The 18545-nt window shown below is 68.7% G+C and carries 17 protein-coding genes and 1 pseudogene; 11 read left to right on the top strand and 7 right to left on the bottom strand.

Going from position 1 to position 18545, the window contains the following annotated elements; all coding sequences use genetic code 11:
* The first annotated feature begins 6 nt into the window (after window positions 1-6).
* The 10 genes and pseudogenes from sufB to HNQ52_RS04030 form a co-directional block, all read left to right on the top strand.
* Window positions 7-1446, top strand: coding sequence for a Fe-S cluster assembly protein SufB (sufB, locus tag HNQ52_RS03985; protein WP_183959792.1), 1440 nt, complete (start codon window positions 7-9; stop codon window positions 1444-1446).
* A 111-nt stretch (window positions 1447-1557) separates the two neighbouring features.
* Window positions 1558-2052: a DUF6036 family nucleotidyltransferase gene (locus HNQ52_RS03990; protein ID WP_221281889.1), complete on the top strand. Its 495-nt coding sequence runs from the start codon at window positions 1558-1560 to the stop codon at window positions 2050-2052.
* 14 nt (window positions 2053-2066) lie between these two features.
* Window positions 2067-2822, top strand: a complete 756-nt coding sequence (gene sufC, locus HNQ52_RS03995) for a Fe-S cluster assembly ATPase SufC (protein ID WP_425486469.1) — start codon at window positions 2067-2069, stop codon at window positions 2820-2822.
* Window positions 2819-4108: a Fe-S cluster assembly protein SufD gene (gene sufD, locus HNQ52_RS04000; RefSeq protein WP_425486448.1), complete on the top strand. Its 1290-nt coding sequence runs from the start codon at window positions 2819-2821 to the stop codon at window positions 4106-4108. Before sufC ends, sufD begins: the two co-directional genes overlap by 4 nt.
* Window positions 4105-5343: a SufS family cysteine desulfurase gene (locus HNQ52_RS04005; RefSeq protein ID WP_183959795.1), complete on the top strand. Its 1239-nt coding sequence runs from the start codon at window positions 4105-4107 to the stop codon at window positions 5341-5343. Before sufD ends, HNQ52_RS04005 begins: the two co-directional genes overlap by 4 nt.
* A 28-nt stretch (window positions 5344-5371) precedes the next feature.
* Window positions 5372-5920: a GNAT family N-acetyltransferase gene (locus HNQ52_RS04010; protein ID WP_183959796.1), complete on the top strand. Its 549-nt coding sequence runs from the start codon at window positions 5372-5374 to the stop codon at window positions 5918-5920.
* On the top strand, window positions 5917-6243 hold the full coding sequence (locus tag HNQ52_RS04015; protein WP_183959797.1) for a Rieske 2Fe-2S domain-containing protein: 327 nt from the start codon (window positions 5917-5919) through the stop codon (window positions 6241-6243). The genes HNQ52_RS04010 and HNQ52_RS04015 overlap by 4 nt, the downstream gene beginning before the upstream one ends.
* Before the next feature lie 132 nt (window positions 6244-6375).
* Window positions 6376-7182, top strand: a complete 807-nt coding sequence (gene rsmA / locus HNQ52_RS04020; RefSeq protein ID WP_183959798.1) for a 16S rRNA (adenine(1518)-N(6)/adenine(1519)-N(6))-dimethyltransferase RsmA — start codon at window positions 6376-6378, stop codon at window positions 7180-7182.
* Between the two features lie 32 nt (window positions 7183-7214).
* Window positions 7215-7595 (top strand): Co2+/Mg2+ efflux protein ApaG, encoded by a 381-nt coding sequence (gene apaG, locus HNQ52_RS04025; protein WP_183959799.1) that lies wholly within the window; start codon window positions 7215-7217, stop codon window positions 7593-7595.
* 10 nt (window positions 7596-7605) lie between these two features.
* Window positions 7606-8433: pseudogene (locus HNQ52_RS04030) on the top strand (symmetrical bis(5'-nucleosyl)-tetraphosphatase); the annotation flags it as partial.
* Between the two features lie 93 nt (window positions 8434-8526).
* On the opposite strand, the gene HNQ52_RS04035 reads toward HNQ52_RS04030, so the two are convergent.
* From HNQ52_RS04035 to HNQ52_RS04065, 7 genes are all read right to left on the bottom strand, one after another.
* The gene (locus HNQ52_RS04035; protein ID WP_183959801.1) at window positions 8527-12471 is read right to left on the bottom strand and encodes a hypothetical protein; all 3945 of its coding nucleotides are present in this window, start codon (window positions 12469-12471) and stop codon (window positions 8527-8529) included.
* Between the two features lie 140 nt (window positions 12472-12611).
* Window positions 12612-13103 (bottom strand): dihydrofolate reductase, encoded by a 492-nt coding sequence (locus tag HNQ52_RS04040; RefSeq protein WP_183959802.1) that lies wholly within the window; start codon window positions 13101-13103, stop codon window positions 12612-12614.
* A gap of 1 nt (window position 13104) precedes the next feature.
* Window positions 13105-13899: a thymidylate synthase gene (locus tag HNQ52_RS04045; protein WP_183959803.1), complete on the bottom strand. Its 795-nt coding sequence runs from the start codon at window positions 13897-13899 to the stop codon at window positions 13105-13107.
* A gap of 1 nt (window position 13900) precedes the next feature.
* Window positions 13901-14794, bottom strand: coding sequence for a prolipoprotein diacylglyceryl transferase (gene lgt, locus HNQ52_RS04050; RefSeq protein ID WP_183959804.1), 894 nt, complete (start codon window positions 14792-14794; stop codon window positions 13901-13903).
* Between the two features lie 136 nt (window positions 14795-14930).
* Entirely contained in the window at window positions 14931-16124 is a 1194-nt protein-coding gene (locus HNQ52_RS04055; RefSeq protein WP_183959805.1) for a class I SAM-dependent methyltransferase, read from the bottom strand.
* 5 nt (window positions 16125-16129) lie between these two features.
* On the bottom strand, window positions 16130-16876 hold the full coding sequence (locus HNQ52_RS04060) for a TerC family protein (protein ID WP_183959806.1): 747 nt from the start codon (window positions 16874-16876) through the stop codon (window positions 16130-16132).
* 14 nt (window positions 16877-16890) lie between these two features.
* Window positions 16891-17280 (bottom strand): diacylglycerol kinase, encoded by a 390-nt coding sequence (locus HNQ52_RS04065; RefSeq protein ID WP_183959807.1) that lies wholly within the window; start codon window positions 17278-17280, stop codon window positions 16891-16893.
* Window positions 17281-17837: 557 nt separating this feature from the next.
* Between HNQ52_RS04065 and HNQ52_RS04070 the strand changes: the two genes are divergently transcribed.
* Entirely contained in the window at window positions 17838-18518 is a 681-nt protein-coding gene (locus HNQ52_RS04070) for a tellurite resistance TerB family protein (protein WP_183959808.1), read from the top strand.
* Window positions 18519-18545: the final 27 nt, after the last annotated feature.

The raw sequence follows: 18545 nt of genomic DNA on the forward strand, positions 1-18545 counted from the left end.
AGCCCGATGGCCACCGAACGTCAAGACATCGAAGCGGCACTGGACCGGCGCTACAGCGCCGGTTTCGTCACCGACATCGACTCCGACACCCTGCCGCCCGGCCTCGACGAAGACGTGGTGCGCTTCATTTCGGCGAAGAAGAACGAGCCGCAGTGGCTGACCGACTGGCGCCTGGCCGCGTACCGCCACTGGCTGACGATGCCGCTGCCGCACTGGGCCAAGCTCCGCATCGCGCCGATCGATTTCCAGGCGATCAGCTACTTCGCCGCGCCCAAGGCCAAGTACGCCTCGCTCGACGAGGTCGATCCGAAGCTGCTGGAAACGTTCGACAAGCTCGGCGTGCCGTTCCACGAACGCGCGCGGCTGGCGGGCGTCGCGGTGGACGCGGTGTTCGACTCGGTCTCGGTCGGCACCACGTTCCGCAAGGAACTGGCCGAAGCCGGCGTGATCTTCTGTTCCATGTCCGAGGCCGTGCGCGAGCATCCGGACCTGGTGCGCAAGTACCTGGGCAGCGTGGTGCCGGTGAGCGACAACTACTTCGCCGCGCTCAATTCGGCGGTGTTTTCCGACGGCAGTTTCGTCTTCGTCCCGGCCGGCGTGCGCTGCCCGATGGAACTGTCGACGTATTTCCGCATCAACGCGCGCGACACCGGCCAGTTCGAACGCACGCTGATCGTGTGCGAGGAACGCGCCTCGGTCAGCTACCTCGAAGGCTGTACCGCGCCGATGCGCGACGAGAACCAGCTGCATGCGGCCGTCGTCGAGCTGGTCGCGCTCGACGACGCCAACATCAAGTACTCGACCGTGCAGAACTGGTACCCCGGCGACGAAAACGGCGTCGGCGGCATCTACAACTTCGTCACCAAGCGCGGCGAATGTCGCGGCGCGCGCAGCAAGATCGCGTGGACGCAGGTGGAGACGGGCTCGGCCATCACGTGGAAGTATCCGAGCTGCGTGCTGCTGGGCGACGATTCCACCGGCGAATTCCACTCGGTGGCGCTCACCCACCACGCGCAGCAGGCCGACACCGGCACCAAGATGATCCATGTCGGTCGCAACACCAAATCGAAGATCGTCTCCAAGGGCATCAGCGCCGGGCGCGGGCAGAACACCTACCGCGGCCTGGTGAAGGTGGAGAAGACCGCGGCCGGCGCGCGCAACCACACCCAGTGCGATTCGCTGCTGATCGGCAAGCAGTGCGGCGCGCACACCTTCCCGTACATCGAGGTCAAACACCCCGATGCGACGGTGGAACACGAGGCGACCACGTCGAAAATCTCCGACGACCAGCTGTTCTACTGCCGCGCGCGCGGCATCGGCGAGGAAGACGCGGTGTCGATGATCGTCGACGGATTCTGCAAGCAGGTGTTCCGCGAGCTGCCGATGGAGTTCGCGGTGGAGGCGAAGAAGCTGCTGGAGATTTCGCTGGAAGGGGCGGTGGGATGACGGCCTCGCCGAGCTTCGAACGGATCGGGCGCAAGTTCCGCCAGGGGGACGAGCCGTCCCTCGTGGACGAGTACGCCCACCTCTCGATCGACGAACGCATTGCGCTGTTTCTTGCCTTCCGCGCCCGCTTCATCCGAGGACGTTATGGATCTGACCCAGGATTTGAGAGAGTTTTTCAACGCGCTCGTCTCGAACAACGTTAGGTTCCTCGTCGTCGGGGGCAACGCGGTCATCGCACACGGATTCGTGCGCAGCACCGAGGATTTCGATTTCTGGATTGCGCGCGATCGCGACAACGCCAGGAACGTGCTGCGGGCACTGGAGCAGTTTGGCGTCGGCAGTCTCGGGTTCACCGAAGAAGATTTCCTCGAACCCGGACAGGTGCTGATGTTCGGGCGTCTGCCCAACCGCATCGACCTGCTCACGTCGATCAGCGGCGTGGAATTCGAGGACGCGTATCCACGGCGCGTGGTCGGCAATTTCGGCGGCGTGTCGATGCCACTGATCGCCTTGTCCGACCTGTTGGTGAACAAGAAAGCCCTCGGACGCGAAAAGGACCTGGCGGATGTCGCCGAGTTCGAGCGTTCGACAAAACACGGAAGCTGAGTTCCATGCTCAAGATCGAAAACCTCCACGTCCGCGTCGCCGGGCGCGACATCCTCAAGGGCCTTTCGCTCGACGTGGACGCGGGCGAGGTGCACGCCATCATGGGGCCGAACGGGGCCGGCAAATCGACGCTCGGGCATGTGCTCGCCGGACGCGAAGGCTACGAGATCGTCGAAGGCTCCGTCACCTATCTCGGCCGCGACCTGCTCGCGCTCGAACCCGAGGAACGCGCGGCCGAGGGCGTGTTCCTCGCGTTCCAGTACCCGGTCGAGATCGCCGGCGTCAACAACACCTATTTCCTGCGCGCGGCGCTGAACGCGCAGCGCAGGCATCGCGGCGAGCCGGAGCTCGATTCGATGCAGTTCCTGAAGCTGGTACGGCAGACGTTGTCGGTGCTGCACCTGAAGGACGAACTGCTGCACCGCGGCGTCAACGAGGGTTTTTCCGGCGGCGAGAAGAAGCGCAACGAGATCTTCCAGCTCGCGGTGCTGGAGCCGAAGCTCGCGATCCTCGACGAAACCGATTCGGGCCTGGACATCGACGCGCTGAAGGCCGTCGCGCACGGCGTCAACACGCTGCGTTCGCCCGAGCGCGCCTTCCTCGTCATCACGCACTACCAGCGCCTGCTCGACTACATTCGCCCTGACGTGGTGCATGTGCTGGCCGACGGCCGCATCGTCGAATCCGGCGGACCGGAGCTGGCGCTCGAGCTCGAAGCGCACGGCTACGAATGGATCCGCCAGCGCATCGAACCCGGAGCGGCGGCGTGAGCGAATTGCTCGATTCGCTGAGCGGCGCCTTCGACACGCTGCCGCTGCGCGACGCTGCCGGCCTCGGCGTGCTGCGCCGCGACGCGCTCGCCGGCGCACGTCGCGCCGGCCTTCCCGGCGCACGCGCCGAACGCTGGAAGTACACCTCGCTGCGCGCGCTGGAACGGCGGCGGTTTGCGCCGGTGACCGATATCGCGAAAGTGGCGATCGCGCTGCCGCCGACGCCGCGCATGGTGTTCGTCAACGGCCGCCTCGACGCGGACCGGACCGATCTGGCCGGCCTGCCCTATGGCGTGCGCGTGCTGCCGCTGTCGTCCGCGCTCGGCTCCGACCCGTCGATCGCCGACCTGTTCCTCGCGCGCCGCTTCACCTCGGGCGACGAAGCCTTCGCCCAGCTCAACACCGCGCTCGCCACCGAGGGCGCGGTGGTGCGGGTCGAAGCCTGCGCGCCCACGACCACGCTGCACCTGGTGTTCATCGGAGCCGACGGCGGCGGTGCGGATCGCGCCTGGCACCTGCGCAATCTCGTCGACCTGCAGGCCGGCGCCTGTCTGCAGCTGGTCGAACACCATGTCGCCACGGCCGCGCATGCGCACCTGTCGAACACGATCACCCAGCTGCACCTGCGCGACAACGCCCGTCTCGCGCACGCGCGCGTGCAGCAGGAGGCCGTCGGCGCCACCGCCCTGCTGCGCACCGAGGCCGCGCTCGAACGCGATGCGACGTATCGCCGTCTCGATCTCGAGCTCGGCGCCGCGCTGTCGCGGCACGAACTCAACGTCGCGCTGCGCGGCGAGGGCGCGCGCCTGCACGCACACGGCGCCCTGCTTGGCGACGGGCGCCGCCTGGTCGATACCCGGCTCGGCATCGAGCACGTTGCGCGCGATACCGCGTGCGAGCTGGTTTACCGCGGCATCGCGAGCGGACGCGGGCGGGTCGCGTTCCACGGCGGCATCCTGATCCGCGCCGGCGCCGACGGCACCGATGCGAATCTTTCGAACAAGAACCTGCTGCTGTCCGACCAGGCCGAGATCGACACGCAGCCGGTGCTCGAAATCCACGCCGACGAGGTCAAGGCCGCGCACGGCGCCACGGTCGGCAACCTCGATGCGGCCGCGCTGTTCTACCTGCGCGCGCGCGGCATCCCCGAAGCGCCGGCACGCAGCATGCTGACCGCCGCCTTCCTGCGCGAAACGCTCGCGGTGCTCGATGCCGACCTGCGCGGCACCGTCGCGCCGGCGCTAGATGCCGCGCTCGAACGCGGCGCCGCCGGACCCGGCGCGTGAACGCGCAGGCGCGGTCGCAGGCGCCGGACTGGGCCGCGGTGCGGCGGGACTTTCCGCTGCTCGAGCGGCGCGTGCACGGCAAGCCGCTGATCTATCTCGACTCGGCCAACACCGGGCAGAAGCCCGCCGCGGTGATCGAGGCCACAGACGACTTCTACCGCCGCCACAATGCCAACGTCAGCCGCGCCGTGCACGCGCTCGGCACCGAAGCCACCGATGCCTACGAGGGCGCGCGCCGCAAGCTTGCGGCGTTCCTCGGCGTGCGCGCCGACGAACTGGTGCTGTGCAGCGGCACCACCTTCGCGATCAACCTGGTGGCCTATTCGTGGGCGCTGCCGCGCCTGAAGCCCGGCGATGCGATCGTGGTCTCGCGCATGGAGCACCACGCCAACATCGTGCCGTGGCAACTCGTGGCCGAACGCACCGGCGCCACGATCCGCGTGGCCGAAATCACGCCGGACGGCGAGCTCGACATCGACGCGTTGTACCGCGCGTTGACGCCCGAGGTGAAGCTGCTGGCGCTGGCGCACGTGTCGAACGTGCTCGGCACGGTCAATCCGGTGCGCGAGATCTGCCGCGAGGCGCGCCGCCGCGGCATCGTCACCGTGATCGACGGCTCGCAGGCGGCGCCGCACCGGCCGCTGGACATCGCCGCGATCGGCTGCGACTTCTACGCCATCACCGGCCACAAGATGTGCGGCCCCACCGGCACCGGCGCGCTGTGGGCGCGACGCGAACACCTCGCCGCGATGCCGCCGTTCCTCGGCGGCGGCGAGATGATCCGCGAAGTGTCGTTCGACGGCACCGTGTTCAACGACGGCCCGCACAAGTTCGAGGCGGGCACGCCGAACATCGCCGGCTTCGTCGGGCTCGGCGCGGCGGTGGACTATCTGTCGGCGCTCGGCATGGAGCACGTCGAAGCACGCGAGCAGGCCCTGCTGGCGCACGCCACCGAAGCCCTGTCGGTCATCGACGGCGTGCGCGTCTTCGGCGCGGCGCGCGAGAAGGCGGCGGTGCTGAGCTTCCTGATCGACGGCGCGCACGCGCACGATCTGGCCACGCTGCTGGATCTGGAAGGTGTCGCGATCCGCTCCGGCCAGCACTGCGCGCATCCGCTGCTGCAGTGGTTCGGCGTGGCGGCCACGTGCCGCGCCTCGTTCGCGTTCTACAACACGCACGAGGAGATCGATCGCTTCATCGCGGCGCTGGTGAAGGTGCGGCGGCTGCTCGGCTAGAGTGGCGGCGATTTTTTCCGGAGCGCGCATGTCCAGTCCCGCATCGAACCCTGCAGCGCCGCTGCAGTTCCGCGCCGCCACCGTCGACGACGTGCCGGCGCTGGTGACGCTGGTGACCTCCGCCTACCGCGGCGACGCCAGCCGCGCCGGCTGGACCACCGAGGCCGATTTCCTCGCTGGCCAGCGCATCGATGCGCAGGTGCTGCACGCGGACATCGCACGCGACCTCTCGCGTGTCCTCGTCGCGCATCGCGATCGGGAACTGCTGGCCTGCGCCCACATCTGCATCGAGGACGGCGCCGGCTACTTCGGCATGTTTTCCGTGCAGCCCGCCCTGCAGGGCGCCGGCATCGGCAAACGCATGCTGGCCGAGGCCGAGCGCATCGTCCGCGAAGACTGGAATGCCACGGTGATGCGCATGACCGTGATCGACATCCGCGACGAACTCATCGCCTTCTACGAACGTCGCGGCTATCGCCGCACCGGGATCCACAAGCCGTTCCCGTACGGCGACCTGCGTTTCGGCGTGCCGCTGCGCGACGACCTTCGCTTCGAGATCCTGGAGAAAACGCTGTGAGCGACATGCAATGGACAGTGCTGTGCACGACCGCCGAGGTGCTTCCGGGTGAACGCCACGTTGCGTGGCTGGGCGATACGCCGGTCCTCGTGGTGAACCACGACGGCGATTTTTATGCCCTTGAAGACCGCTGCAGCCACGAGGATTTCGAACTGTCGCCCGGACCGTACGATGCCGACGCCGGGACCATCGAGTGCGTGTTGCATGGCGCCCGGTTCGACGTGCGCACCGGCGAGCCGCTGTGCCCGCCGGCGTATTCCGCGGTGCAGACATTCCCGGTCATGGTGCAGGACGGATTGATCTACGTGAGCGATCCGCGTTGAGCCCGAACGCCTTGCCGTGGAGGCGGACGGGAACACGCACGCATCCTCGCATTGGCCGGGGTCGCCCACTGCGCGCCCGCTCCGCCGCCGCCCGCATCGGCTAGTCTTCCGCCTCCAGACTGCGTGCATCCCATGTCCGACCACCACGCCAAGAAGCAGCTCGGCCAGCATTTCCTGCACGATGCCGCCATCATCGACCGCATCGTGCGCGCCATCGATCCGCGCCCGGGCGAGCGCATCGTCGAGATCGGCCCCGGCCAAGGCGCGCTGACGATCCCGCTGCTCCGGCGCCACGGCGCGTTGACGGTGATCGAGTTCGATCGCGACCTGCTGCCCGGCCTGGCCCGCATCGATGCCGAGTCCGGCGCGCTCGAGGTGGTGAACGCGGACGTGCTCACCGTGGACTTCACGCAGCTCGCGCGCGGCAGCCGGATGCGGCTGGTCGGCAACCTGCCCTACAACATCTCCTCGCCGATCCTGTTCCACGCGCTCGACCATGCCGGCGCCATCGCCGACATGCACTTCATGCTGCAGAAGGAAGTCGTCGACCGCATGGCCGCGGAGCCCGGCAGCAAGGTCTACGGACGGTTGTCGGTGATGCTGCAGGCCTTCGCGCAGGTGACGCCGCTGTTCGACGTGCCGCCGGGCGCGTTCCGGCCACCGCCGAAGGTGGACTCCGCGGTCGTGCGCGTGGTGCCGCGCGCGCCCGGCAGCATCGGCGTGCACGATGCCCGGCTGTTCGCCGAGGTGGTGAAGGCGGCGTTCTCGCAACGCCGCAAGACCTTGCGCAACGCGCTCGCGCCGCTCGCCGACGCCGACACGCTGCGCGCCTGCGGGGTCGATCCGGGCGCACGCGCGGAGGATGTCGCCGTGCCGCGGTTCGTCGCGCTGGGCAATGCGCTTGCGCAGCGCCGCAGCGGAACGATGACAAGGGGATGAAGCCGGGCGCGTCGATCCGTACACTGTCGGACATGCCCCAGTCCGATCACCCCATCCGCATCGACGTCGCCACGCAGTATCTCGACGACCAGTCCGCGCCGGAGCAGAACCGCTTCGCCTTCGCGTACACGATCCGCATCCGCAACGACGGCGCCGTGCCCGCGCGCCTGCTCAAGCGCCACTGGGTGATCACCGACGCCAACGGCAAGGTGCAGGAGGTGCGTGGCGAAGGCGTCGTCGGTGAGCAGCCGCGGCTGCGCCCGGGCGAGGACTTCGAATACACCTCGGGCGCCGTGCTCGAAACCAATGTCGGCACCATGCGCGGCAGCTACGAGTGGGTGGCCGACGACGGCACGCGCTTCGACGCGCCGATCGCGCAGTTCACCCTGTCCGTGCCGCGGACGCTGCATTGATCGCGGGACGATGACGACCTGGGCCATCGGCGACCTGCAGGGCTGCTACGACGAAACGCAGCGCTTGCTCGAAGCGATCCGCTTCGATCCGGCGCAGGACCACCTGTGGTTCTGCGGCGACCTCGTCAATCGCGGCGGCCAGTCGCTGGAGACGTTGCGGCTGGTGAAATCGCTCGACATCCATAGCCACGTGGTGCTCGGCAACCACGATCTGTCGCTGCTCGCGATCTCGCTGCGGCGCGAGGACGAACAGCGCAAGGTCAATCCCGATCTGCAGGCGGTGCTCTTCGCGCCGGACCGCAACGAGCTGCTCGACTGGCTGCGGCTGCGTCCGCTGCTGCACGTGGACCGCGCGCTGGGCTGGGCGATGGTGCACGCGGGGCTGGCGCCGAAGTGGTCGATCGCGCTCGCCGAACGCCGCGCGCACGAGGTGGAGGCGCGCCTGCACGGCAAGAACCACGACAAGCTGCTGCGCAACATGTACGGCAACAAGCCGGACGCGTGGTCGCCCAAGCTCGAGGGCTTCGATCGTCTGCGCGCGATCATCAACGTGTTCACGCGCATGCGCTTCTGCAACGTGCGCGGCACGATCTCGTTCAACGAAAAGGGCGCGCCGGGCACGCAGAAGCCCGGTTTCTACCCCTGGTTCGAGGTTCCGGGCCATGCGCCGCGCGATCTGAAGATCGTCTGCGGGCACTGGTCCACTTTGGGCCTGTTCCAGGGCCTGGGCGTGCACGCGATCGACACCGGCTGCGTGTGGGGCGGCAAGCTCACCGCGCTGGCGCTCGGCGAGGAGCCGCGCATCGTGCAGGTGCCCGGCAAGGAAGGCCGCAAGCCGGGCAACGACTGACGCCGCGCGCGGCACGCGGGCGCCCGCGCTGCAGCATCGCTGCGTGGCGGCGGCCGCGGAATGCCCGCGGCCGCCCCGGCGTCAGGGTGTGGTGCGTTCGAAGCCGTCGGACAGGATCGCGAGCGGCAACGTCACGCAGTCGATCGCGATGCCCGTCGCATCGGCGCCGGCGAGCGTGCCGTCGCCGCCGGCGACGGTGCATCGCTGCACCGGCGCACGCGGCTGCGTCGCCACCGTCACCGAGTAGCTCGATCCATCTTCAAGCGCCACGGGGAACACAAACGGGCCGTCCGCGGCGATGCTCAACATATCGCCACTGTCGATGGCCAGCACGAGGCCGCTTCCGACCAATCCCGAGACGATGCCGCCCACGGTGTAGTCCTGCGTGACGCAGGTCACGATGACATCGGTCACGTCCGCGCCGTCGACGATGCCGTTGCCGTTGGCGACGCTGCACAGCTGGCTCGGCGCGGTCGGCTGCGTTGCCACCGCCACGCTGTAGGATTCGCCGTCGTCGAGCGCGTCGACGAACTGGACGCTGCCGTCGGCCGGGACGTCCAGCACCTCGCCGCCGTTCAACTGCAGCTGCAGGCCCTCGCCGACCAGCCCCTCCACGGTGGCGGTCACACTGAATGTCGCCGCCGCGCAGCTCACGTCGACATCGGTCACGTCCGCCGCAGTCACCGTGCCGGTGGCGTTGGACACCACGCACGTCTGCGGCGGCGATGCGGGCTGCGCATGCACGGACACCGCGTACGTGCCACCGGCGTCGATCAGCGTGAGGAACGCGTAGCTGCCGTCCGCATCCACGGGCACCAGTTCCTCGCCGTCGTTGAGCGACAGCACCAGGCCGCTGCCGACGAGTGCGGACACGGTGCCGCCGACACTGTAGGCCTGCACGGGCGGCTGCGGTGCGATCAGGCACCACGCGGCGAGCGTGCCGGTGTCCTGGCCCACGGCGTCGCTGGCGTTGATGGTCCAGTTGCCGGCGATCGTGTGCCCGGCGAAGCCGGCAAGCGCCTGGTTCGGACTGCGCACGCCGCCGATGGCCGGGGCCTGCGCACTGCACTGGGTTTCGACCGGCGTCGGTGCGCCGTCGTCGAGGAGCACGTCGATATCGTCGGCATCGCAGCCGTTGGTGGAACCCGGCACGCCCGGACGGTCGATCACCGTCACCGTGGTGCCGGCGTGCGCCACGGCGAACTTCAGGTCGCCGACCCAGCTGTGCGGTGCCGTGACGCGAATCTGCAGTGTGTCGACGGTGCCCGGCGCGCTCAGTGCCATCACGTCGCTGACACCCGTCGCGTTGTTGTCCGGGATGGCAAGATTCGGCGTACGGCAGCCCAGCTCGATATTCGCGCTGGTGGCAAACGTGAAGACGGCCGACGTTGCACTGTCGCCGCAGGCGTTTTCGGCCGTCACGCGCCAGTAGTAGCGGGCGCCGCCGCTATCCAGGTTGTCGAGCGTGAACGTGGCGGCGGTGAGGCCGTCCTCGGTTGCGACGATGTCGGTGAACATGGCGTCGCGCGCGACGTCGATACGGTACGTGGCGGCCGTGGCCACAGCCTGCCAGGTGAAGGTCGCGCTGGTTCCGGCGAGTGCCGCGCGATCGGCTGGCGCTGTCAGCGTCGGGAACGTCGGCGCCGCCGCGTCGACGAGCAGCAGCGCGCTCGCCGAATGTCCGGGGCTGCCCGCGGCCGTGCCCTGCACCTCGATCGGATAACTGCCGGCCGGCGTCGCCGCGCCGACGGCGATCTGCAGCGCCGCGTCACTGCCGGGCGCCACCGGATTGGGCGTGAACGTGGCCGACGCATCGGCCGGCACGCCGCTCGCGCTCAGCGTCACCTCGGCATCGAACCCCATCTGCGCGCCGATCTGTGCGACGAAGTCCGCGCTGCCGCCGGCGCACACGCGCTGCGGGCTGGCGCCGATGGCGAGGGTGAAATCGGGCGCATCGTTACTGCAGACCGGTCGGGTGCCGCAGGCGATGCCGTGCGCGTCGAACGCGTCCCAGATGCGGCAGGCATCCGGCGTGCCGTTGGCGAGGTTGCCGTCGTCGTCGTTGACCGCGAGGTAGACCGTGTACCAGTTGGTCGCGGCGCAGCCGTCGACCTGCGCGGCGGCATTGCACTGTCCGCCGCTCGCCACGCGGAACGCGTTCTTGCTCGGCACGAGCGAGCTGTACCAGATGTCGTCCATGCGCTGCCAGCCGCTTTCGCCGTAGTGGTCGACCAGGTTCTGGGTCAGGTCCCAGTTGGCGCCGCCGGCGATCAGCGATTCGCAGTGGCCCTGGAATCCCATCGGTCCGCGGTACGGAAAGCCCTGCGGCGTCGAATACGGGCAGGCGAAGCGGTCGCAGTTGATGCCGGCGTTGTCGGTGATGGTCGATGGCCTGGCGATGGTCGCCGAGCCGCGCGTGCTGAACTGGCCGACATCGCGCACGCCGGTGCAGTCGGTGCAGTTGTGGCACTGCACGCCGGGCTGGAAATTCGGGCCGATGCAGGCATCGCGCGTTTCGAGAAAGGCGAAGGTGTCGCCGACCGCCTCGCCGCTGGCGTTTTCGTTCGCGGCGCCGCCGGAATTGGTGTCCATGCCGTGACCCCACTCGTGCAGGAACACCGCCGCGATTTCGCCCGTGTTCGAGCACCCGCTGCCGGAGCGGAAGAAATTCACCGTGCTGCCGTTCCAGCCCGCGTTGCAGACATCGACGATGTTCATGTTCGCGCCGACCTTCGTCTGCAGCCACGCGTTGGCCGGCAGGATGCTGCGCGCCTTCTCGTTGATCCGCGTGAGGTGGTAGAAGCCGGTGCGCGAGGCGTGCGTGTTGCCGGCGCCGCCGACGCCGGGCGTGACGCAGTCGGTGCCGCCGCTGGCGCCGAGCGCGAGGTTGCCGTCGGTGTTGTTCGACAGCGAGATCGCGCCGCAGGTGTCGTTCATCTGGAAGTAGCGGCCGTTGAGCGACGTGGTCGCGGTGCCGGCGGTGAAGTCGTAGACGCCGTCGGTGTCGGTGACCTTGGCGCCGTTGTTGGTGACCGCCGCGAACGGGAACGGAATCACGATTTCGGTGTCGGTGTTGGTCGTCGGATAGACGCCGCCGGTGACCGTGGCGTCGGCGTTGACGTTGAGGTCGCGCACGTCGATGACGCGGCCGGCGTGGCTGTCGAACAGCACCTGCCACGTGGCCGGATTGCCCTGCACGCGGAACACGAACCGCCACGCCAGCACGTGCGTGTAGCCGGTGCCGCGCATCCCCGTGAACGCGAGCCCGGGCGCTTCGCCGCCGGGCAGCGTGGGATAGATGCGCAGCTCGCCCGCCTCGATGGTTTCGACGATGCGGGTGTCGCCGCTGAACGCGAGCTGGTCCCAGGCCTGCGCCAGCGCATCTTCGCGCGACTGGCGCGCCTTGGCGTCGATCGCGATCTCGCTCACGCGTTCGGTGCCGAACTGCACCACGTTGCCGTGCGAGATGCGCGCGTAGGCGAACGCGCCATCGACCGGGACACCCTGGTGGTATTGCTGCAGTTCGATGAACCACAGCGCGGCGTCCGGGCCGAACGAGCCGCTGCGCGCCGTGTCCAGGCGCAGGTCGAGCGCGTCCAGGCGCAGCAAGTCCGGCAGGGTGTCGAACAGCGCACGTACCTGCGTGCCGACCGCGGCCACATCCTGCGCGGCGGCGCCCTGCAAGGCATCCAGGCGGTTGCCGCTGCCGGGGAGGAGCGGAATGCCGCTGCCCTGCACCACGTTCGGGCGATCGGCGCGCAGGTCCCAGCGCACCTCCCAGTCGGCACCGTGCCGCTGCTGGAACGGGCGCAGGCGGTCGAGCACGAGGATCGAGCGTTCCGCGTGGCCGAGCAGCGCGGGCGTGGCCTCCAGACCCTGCGCGACGGCGCGCAGGGTTGGCACGGGCGCATCGGCGTGCGTGCTGTCTTCGTGCACCGGCGCGATGGCGACCGCGGGCCCCGCGGCGACGGACAGGATCGACAACAGCAACGCGGCGGCGCGCGCCGCCCCGGATCGGACCTTCATCTTGAACCCCCAGAGAATTCGACGGTCGACGCGACGGCGTCGGTTCGGCTCGGCGCGCCCCCAGCGAACCGAGCCGCGAGTCTAGCAAAGCCCGCGTCGTGCCGGACCACGGCGCGCTCGCGGTCCGACGCGGGACGCGGTCAGCCCCGGACGTAGTCGACGAACTCGAACGCCGCCGCGTGCGCCGCATCGGCGCCGTGGGCTTCGCGCCACGCGACCGTCCAGCCGTCCGGATCGACCGCCGGGAACCACGTGTCGGCGTCCTCCACGGCCAGATCGACCCAGGTCAGGTGCAGATGCGTCGCGCGCGGCAGTGCCTGCGCATACACCTGCGCACCGCCGATGACGAACAGCGGCTCGTCGCGCGCGAGCATGCCGAGCGCGGCCTCGAACGAGGCCACCGCCGTCATCCCGTCGAACGGCGCGACGCCGCCGCGCGTGAGCACCAGGTTGCGTCGCTTCGGCAAGGCGCGGCCGAGCGACTGTGCGGTCTTGCGACCCATCAACACCGTGCCGCCGAGGGTCAGCGCCTTGAAGCGCCGCAGATCGTCCGGCAAGTGCCACGGCAGCGCGTTGCTGCGGCCGATGGCACGGTTGCGGTCGAGCGCGGCGATCAGCGCGATGTCGCGCACGTCACACCGCGACGGGCGCGCGGATTGCCGGCGCCGGATCGTAGCCGCGGATCGCGATGTCGTCGTGGGTAAAGGCGAACAGGTCGCGCACCTGCGGATTCAGTTCCAGCCGCGGCAGCGCGCGCGGCGTCCGTGCGAGCTGTTCGCGCGCCTGTTCGAAGTGATTCGAGTACAGGTGCGCATCGCCGAGCGTGTGCACGAAGTCGCCCACCTGCAGGTCGCAGACCTGGGCCACCATGTGCGTGAGCAGCGCATAGCTTGCGATGTTGAACGGCACGCCGAGGAAGATGTCGCCCGAACGCTGGTAGAGCTGGCAGCTGAGCCTGCCGTCGGCGACATAGAACTGGAACAGCGCGTGGCATGGCTGCAGCGCCATCTTCGGCAGCTCGGCCACGTTCCAGGCGCTGACGACGAGCCGGCGCGAATCGGGATTGCGGCGGATCTCGCCCAACACCCATTGCATCTGGTCGATTTCCACGCCGCCGGCGCCGGTCCAGCGCCGCCATTGCGCGCCGTACACCGGCCCCAGCTCGCCATCGGCATCGGCCCATTCGTCCCAGATCGAGACCTTGTTTTCGCGCAGATAGGCGATGTTGGTTTCGCCGCGCAGGAACCACAGCAGTTCGTGCACGATCGAGCGCAGATGCAGTTTCTTCGTGGTGACGAGCGGGAAGCCCTGCGCCAGATCGAACCGCATCTGCCAGCCGAACACGCTGCGGGTGCCGGTGCCGGTGCGGTCGGATTTTTCCGTGCCGTGCTCCAGCACGTGGCGCAGCAGATCGAGGTAGGCCTGCATGTCAGGCCTGCTCGGGGGTGGACGTTGCGTCCGATCGCACCGGCTGCAGCGTGGGCGCGCGGCGCGACAGCCACAGCAGGAGCAGGCCCACGCCGATCAGCGGCAGCGACAGCAGCTGCCCCATCGTCAGCCAGCCGAACGCGAGGTAGCCCAGATGCGCATCGGGCTGGCGCACGAACTCCACCGCAAACCGGAACACGCCGTACAGCAGCGCGAACAGGCCCGACACCGCGTAACGCGGTCGCGGCTTCGACGAGAACCACCACAGCAGCACGAACATCGCCACGCCTTCGAGCGCGAACTGGTACAGCTGCGAGGGATGCCGCGCATAGGCCTCCAGCGCGCCGCTGGCGTGCAGCTCGCGCAACGCGTCGGCAGGCAGATCGGCATATTCGGCCGGCAACGAATTCGGGAACACCATCGCCCACGGCACATCGGTGTGCCGGCCCCACAATTCGCCGCCGATGAAATTGCCGATGCGCCCGAGGCCAAGGCCGGTGGGCACGATCGGCGCGATGAAATCCATCGTGTCGAACACGTGCAGCCGGTGCCTGCGCGACCACCACACCACGGCCGCCATCACGCCGAGCAGACCGCCGTGGAAGCTCATGCCGCCTTCCCACACCTTGAACGCGGTGAGCGGATGCGCGATCACGTTCTCGAGGTTGTAGAAGAAGATGTAGCCCAGCCTGCCGCCGAGCACCACGCCGAGCATGCCGTAGAAGATCAGGTCCGAATACGCCTGCTCGCTGACCGGCAGCCGGCCGGCGCGCAGCCGCCGGCGACCGAGCCACCATCCGATCGCGAACGCAACGGCATAGGTGATGCCGTACCAGTGGATCGCCACGGGGCCGAGCGAAATGGCGATGGGGTCGATCTGGTGCAGAAGGCTCATGGGTGCGCGCAACCGGGACGGGCTTGTCTGCTTACCCCGTCAAGGGGGAAGGGCTTTGAGGCGAGATCGAGAGCCAAGCCGGCCCCCGTCTCGTCAAGAGAGGCGGGTTCGAGAGCCGGAGCAAGCCGCTTTTCCATCACGCCGGCAACACGCGACAAATGAAGCCCTTGAGGTAGTCGGTCTCCGGGATCGCGGCATGCACCGGATGGTCCGGCCCCTGTTGCAGCTGTTCGAGGATCTGCACCTGCCGATCCAGGTGGCGCGCGCCCGCACCGATCGCATCGAGCAGCGACTGCCGCGCCATGTGGTGGCTGCACGAACAGGTCACGAGGATGCCGTCGCGTTCCAGCACTTGCATCGCCATCTCGTTGATGCGGCGGTAAGCAAGCGCGCCTTCCTTGAAATCCTTCTTGCGTTTCACGAATGCGGGCGGATCGAGGATCACCACGTCCCAGCGCTTGCGTTCCTGCCGCGCGGCCTTGAGGAAATCGAACGCGTCCGCTTCGACGGCCGCGACGCGATCTGCCATGCCGTTGAGCGCCGCGTTGTGCCGCACCGCCTCCACCGCGGATTTCGACGCGTCCACGCACGTGACCTCGCTTGCGCCGAAGCCGGCCGCGCGTATCCCCCAGGCGCCGACGTAGCTGAAGACATCGAGCACGCGCGCGCCGCGCACGTAGGACGCGAGGCGATCGCGGTTCGCGTGCTGGTCGAAGAACCACCCGGTCTTCTGGCCCGACACCGGATCGATGTCGAAGTCGAGCCCGCCTTCGCGCACGCGCGCGAGCGAGGCATGCGCGCCGATGCCGACGTCCACGTACTCGGGCAGGGCTTCGAGGCGTCGCACCGATCCCGCGTTTTTCCAGACCAGCGCGGCATTGCCGAACACCTTGGCCACCGCCGCCTCGATCTCGCCACGCAGCGCTTCCATGCCGGCGGTCGCGATCTGTCCGACGATCAGGTCGCCGAAGCGGTCGAGCACGAGGCCGGGCAGGCCGTCGGATTCGCCGAACACGAGCCGGTAGTACGGCTCCGCATACAGTTTTTCGCGCAGCGACAGCGCCACGTTGAGGCGGTGCACGATCAGCGAACGATCCAGCGCATGCGCGGTGCGATCCACCAGACGCGCCGAAATCAGCGTGTTCGGATTGACGTAACCGGTGCCGAGGATCTTGCCGCCGGCGTCGGCGATGCGCACCGCCTGCCCGGGCGACAACGCCGTGAGCGGCGTGCGCGCGATGTCGACCTCGTTGCTGAACACCCACAGATGGCCGCCGCGCAGGCGGCGTTCCTCGCCGCGGCGCAGTTGCAGCAGTGCGGGTTCGGCCACGGCGCTCACGCGTCCGAGGCCGGCAACGACCGCTTGCGCGCCTGCTTGCGCCGCGCCAGAAGGTTGAGCGTTTCCACCAGGATCGAGAAGCCCATCGCGAAGTAGAGGTAGGCGCGCGGAATGTGGAAATCCAGGCCGTCGGCGATCAGCGCCACGCCGACCAGGATCAGGAACGTCAGCGCAAGCATCTTCACCGTCGGATGACGGTCGATGAAGTTCCCGATGGGGTTCGACGCGAAGATCATCACGCCCACCGCGATCAGGATCGCCGCGATCATCACCGGGATGTGGTCGACCATGCCGACCGCGGTGATCACCGAATCGAGCGAGAACACGATGTCGATGATGGCGATCTGCGCGATCACGTAGCCGAACTTCGACGAGGGCTTGGTATCGATGCTTTCGTCGTCGCCGTGGCCCTCCATCGCGTCGTGGATCTCCATCGTGCCCTTGACCAGCAGGAACAGGCCGCCGCCGATGAGCACCAGATCGCGGATCGAGATCGCCTTGCCGAACAGGGTGAACAGATCGGACTGCATGCGTGCGAGGAACGCCAGCGAGATCAGCAGCGCGATGCGCGTCACGCACGCGAGTGCCAGGCCGAACTTGCGCGCCCACGGCCGCTGCTCGGGCGGCAGCTTGCTGACCGCGATGGAGATGAAGACCAGGTTGTCGACGCCGAGCACGATCTCGAGCGTGGTCAGGGTCGCGAGCGCGATCCAGATTTCCGTGCTGAACATCCAATCGAACATCGAAACCTCGTGACTTACGCCGGCAACCAGCGCGGGATCAGGATCATGCCCCAGACCAGCAGCACGTTGAGCATCAGCAGGAACACGGCCGCCGACCCCATGTCCTTGGCGCGGCCGGCCAGTTCGTTCCATTCCGGGCCCCAGCGGTCCACGACCGCCTCCAGCGCCGAATTGAGCACCTCGATGCCCAGCACCAGCAGCAGCGAACCGATCAGCAACGCGCGTTCCACGCCGCTCGCGCCGAGCCACGCGCCGAGCGGCGCGAGTACGACGAACAGGTAGACCTCCAGCCGGAACGAGGATTCGAGCCGCCAGCACTGGCGCAACCCGTTGAGCGACCAGCGCAGCGCATGCAGCACCCGCACGGGGCCGCGCGGGGCGAGGCTGCCTTCGCTGTCGGCCATGCGTCAGGCCACCGGCCGCGCAGGCACCGCGCGCGCCCGTGCCCGGGGGCCGCACCCCGGGAGGGATTGCAGGAAAATCAACATGATGTCACCGAGGCGGCCGGGCAGAACGCGTATCATGCCAAGGGGCGATGGCAGCAACAAGCGCGGCTGGGGAGCGGAGCTTCGTCCTCGCTGTGCCGGCTTGGGTGCGGGATGCGCATGCGTTGGAGGGGAAAGCGTGTTTCGGGGGCGGCAAACCCCCTTCCGGCTGCCGCCACCTTCCCCCGCAAGCGGGAGAAGGATGCTTCGATGGGGTGCTTCGATGGGGTGCGGGCTCGGCCGTTCTTCCTGTCCGCGCATCACGCAGATCGGGTCTTCCTCTGCGCACATCGAAGGAACCCTTCTCCCGCTTGCGGGGGAAGGTGGCGGCAGCCGGAAGGGGGTGAAACATCCCGCGCCCCGCATGACCTGCGGTCACGTCGCCGCCCGCGCCACGTCCTGTCCCAGACGACCCCGCATTGCCGCTGCAGCCCGTGCGCGGCACCATTGATGTTTTCCGACCAGGACCCCGCCCCATGTTCGATCCGGAACGACTCCTCGGCCAGATGCTCGGCGGTTCGCTCGGCGATGCCTTCGGGGGCAAGCGCGGCAAGCGCAAGCGGTCCGCGTTCAGCACCGGCTCGCTCGGCGGCAAGGCCACGCTCGGCGTGGGGTTGCTCGGCGTTGCGATGGCGGCGTGGGAGCACTACAGCCAGAACACCGGCAATCGGGCCACCACGGTTCCGCCTGGCGGTGCACCTGCGGCGGCCACGCCCATGCCGCCACCGCCGCCGAGCGGCAGCGCCATGCCACCGCCCCCGCCCGCCGCCGCGCCCACCACGCGCGCGATGCCGGTGCTCGACGACCGCCAGCAGTCCGTGGTGCTGCTGATCCGCGCGATGATTGCCGCCGCCAACGCGGACGGCCACATCGATGCGACCGAGCGCGAATCCATCCTCGGCCGCGCGCGCGACAGCGGGCTCGACGCCGACACCCTCGCCTTCCTCGACGCGGAACTCGCAAAACCGCAGACGCTGCAGCAGGTGGTGGCGAACGGCACGCCGGCGCTCGCCGCAGACATCTACGCCGCGTCGGCACTTGCCATCACCGTCGACACCGAGGCCGAGAAGCAATGGCTCGACATGCTTTCCTACGGCCTGCGCCTGGACCCCGCCGTGCGCGCCGACATCGACGCACGCATCGCCGCGCCGCAATAACGCGAGCCGTCACGCCTTCCCCATCCC

This window comes from Chiayiivirga flava (genome assembly GCF_014202825.1).
Taxonomy (GTDB): domain Bacteria; phylum Pseudomonadota; class Gammaproteobacteria; order Xanthomonadales; family Xanthomonadaceae; genus Chiayiivirga; species Chiayiivirga flava.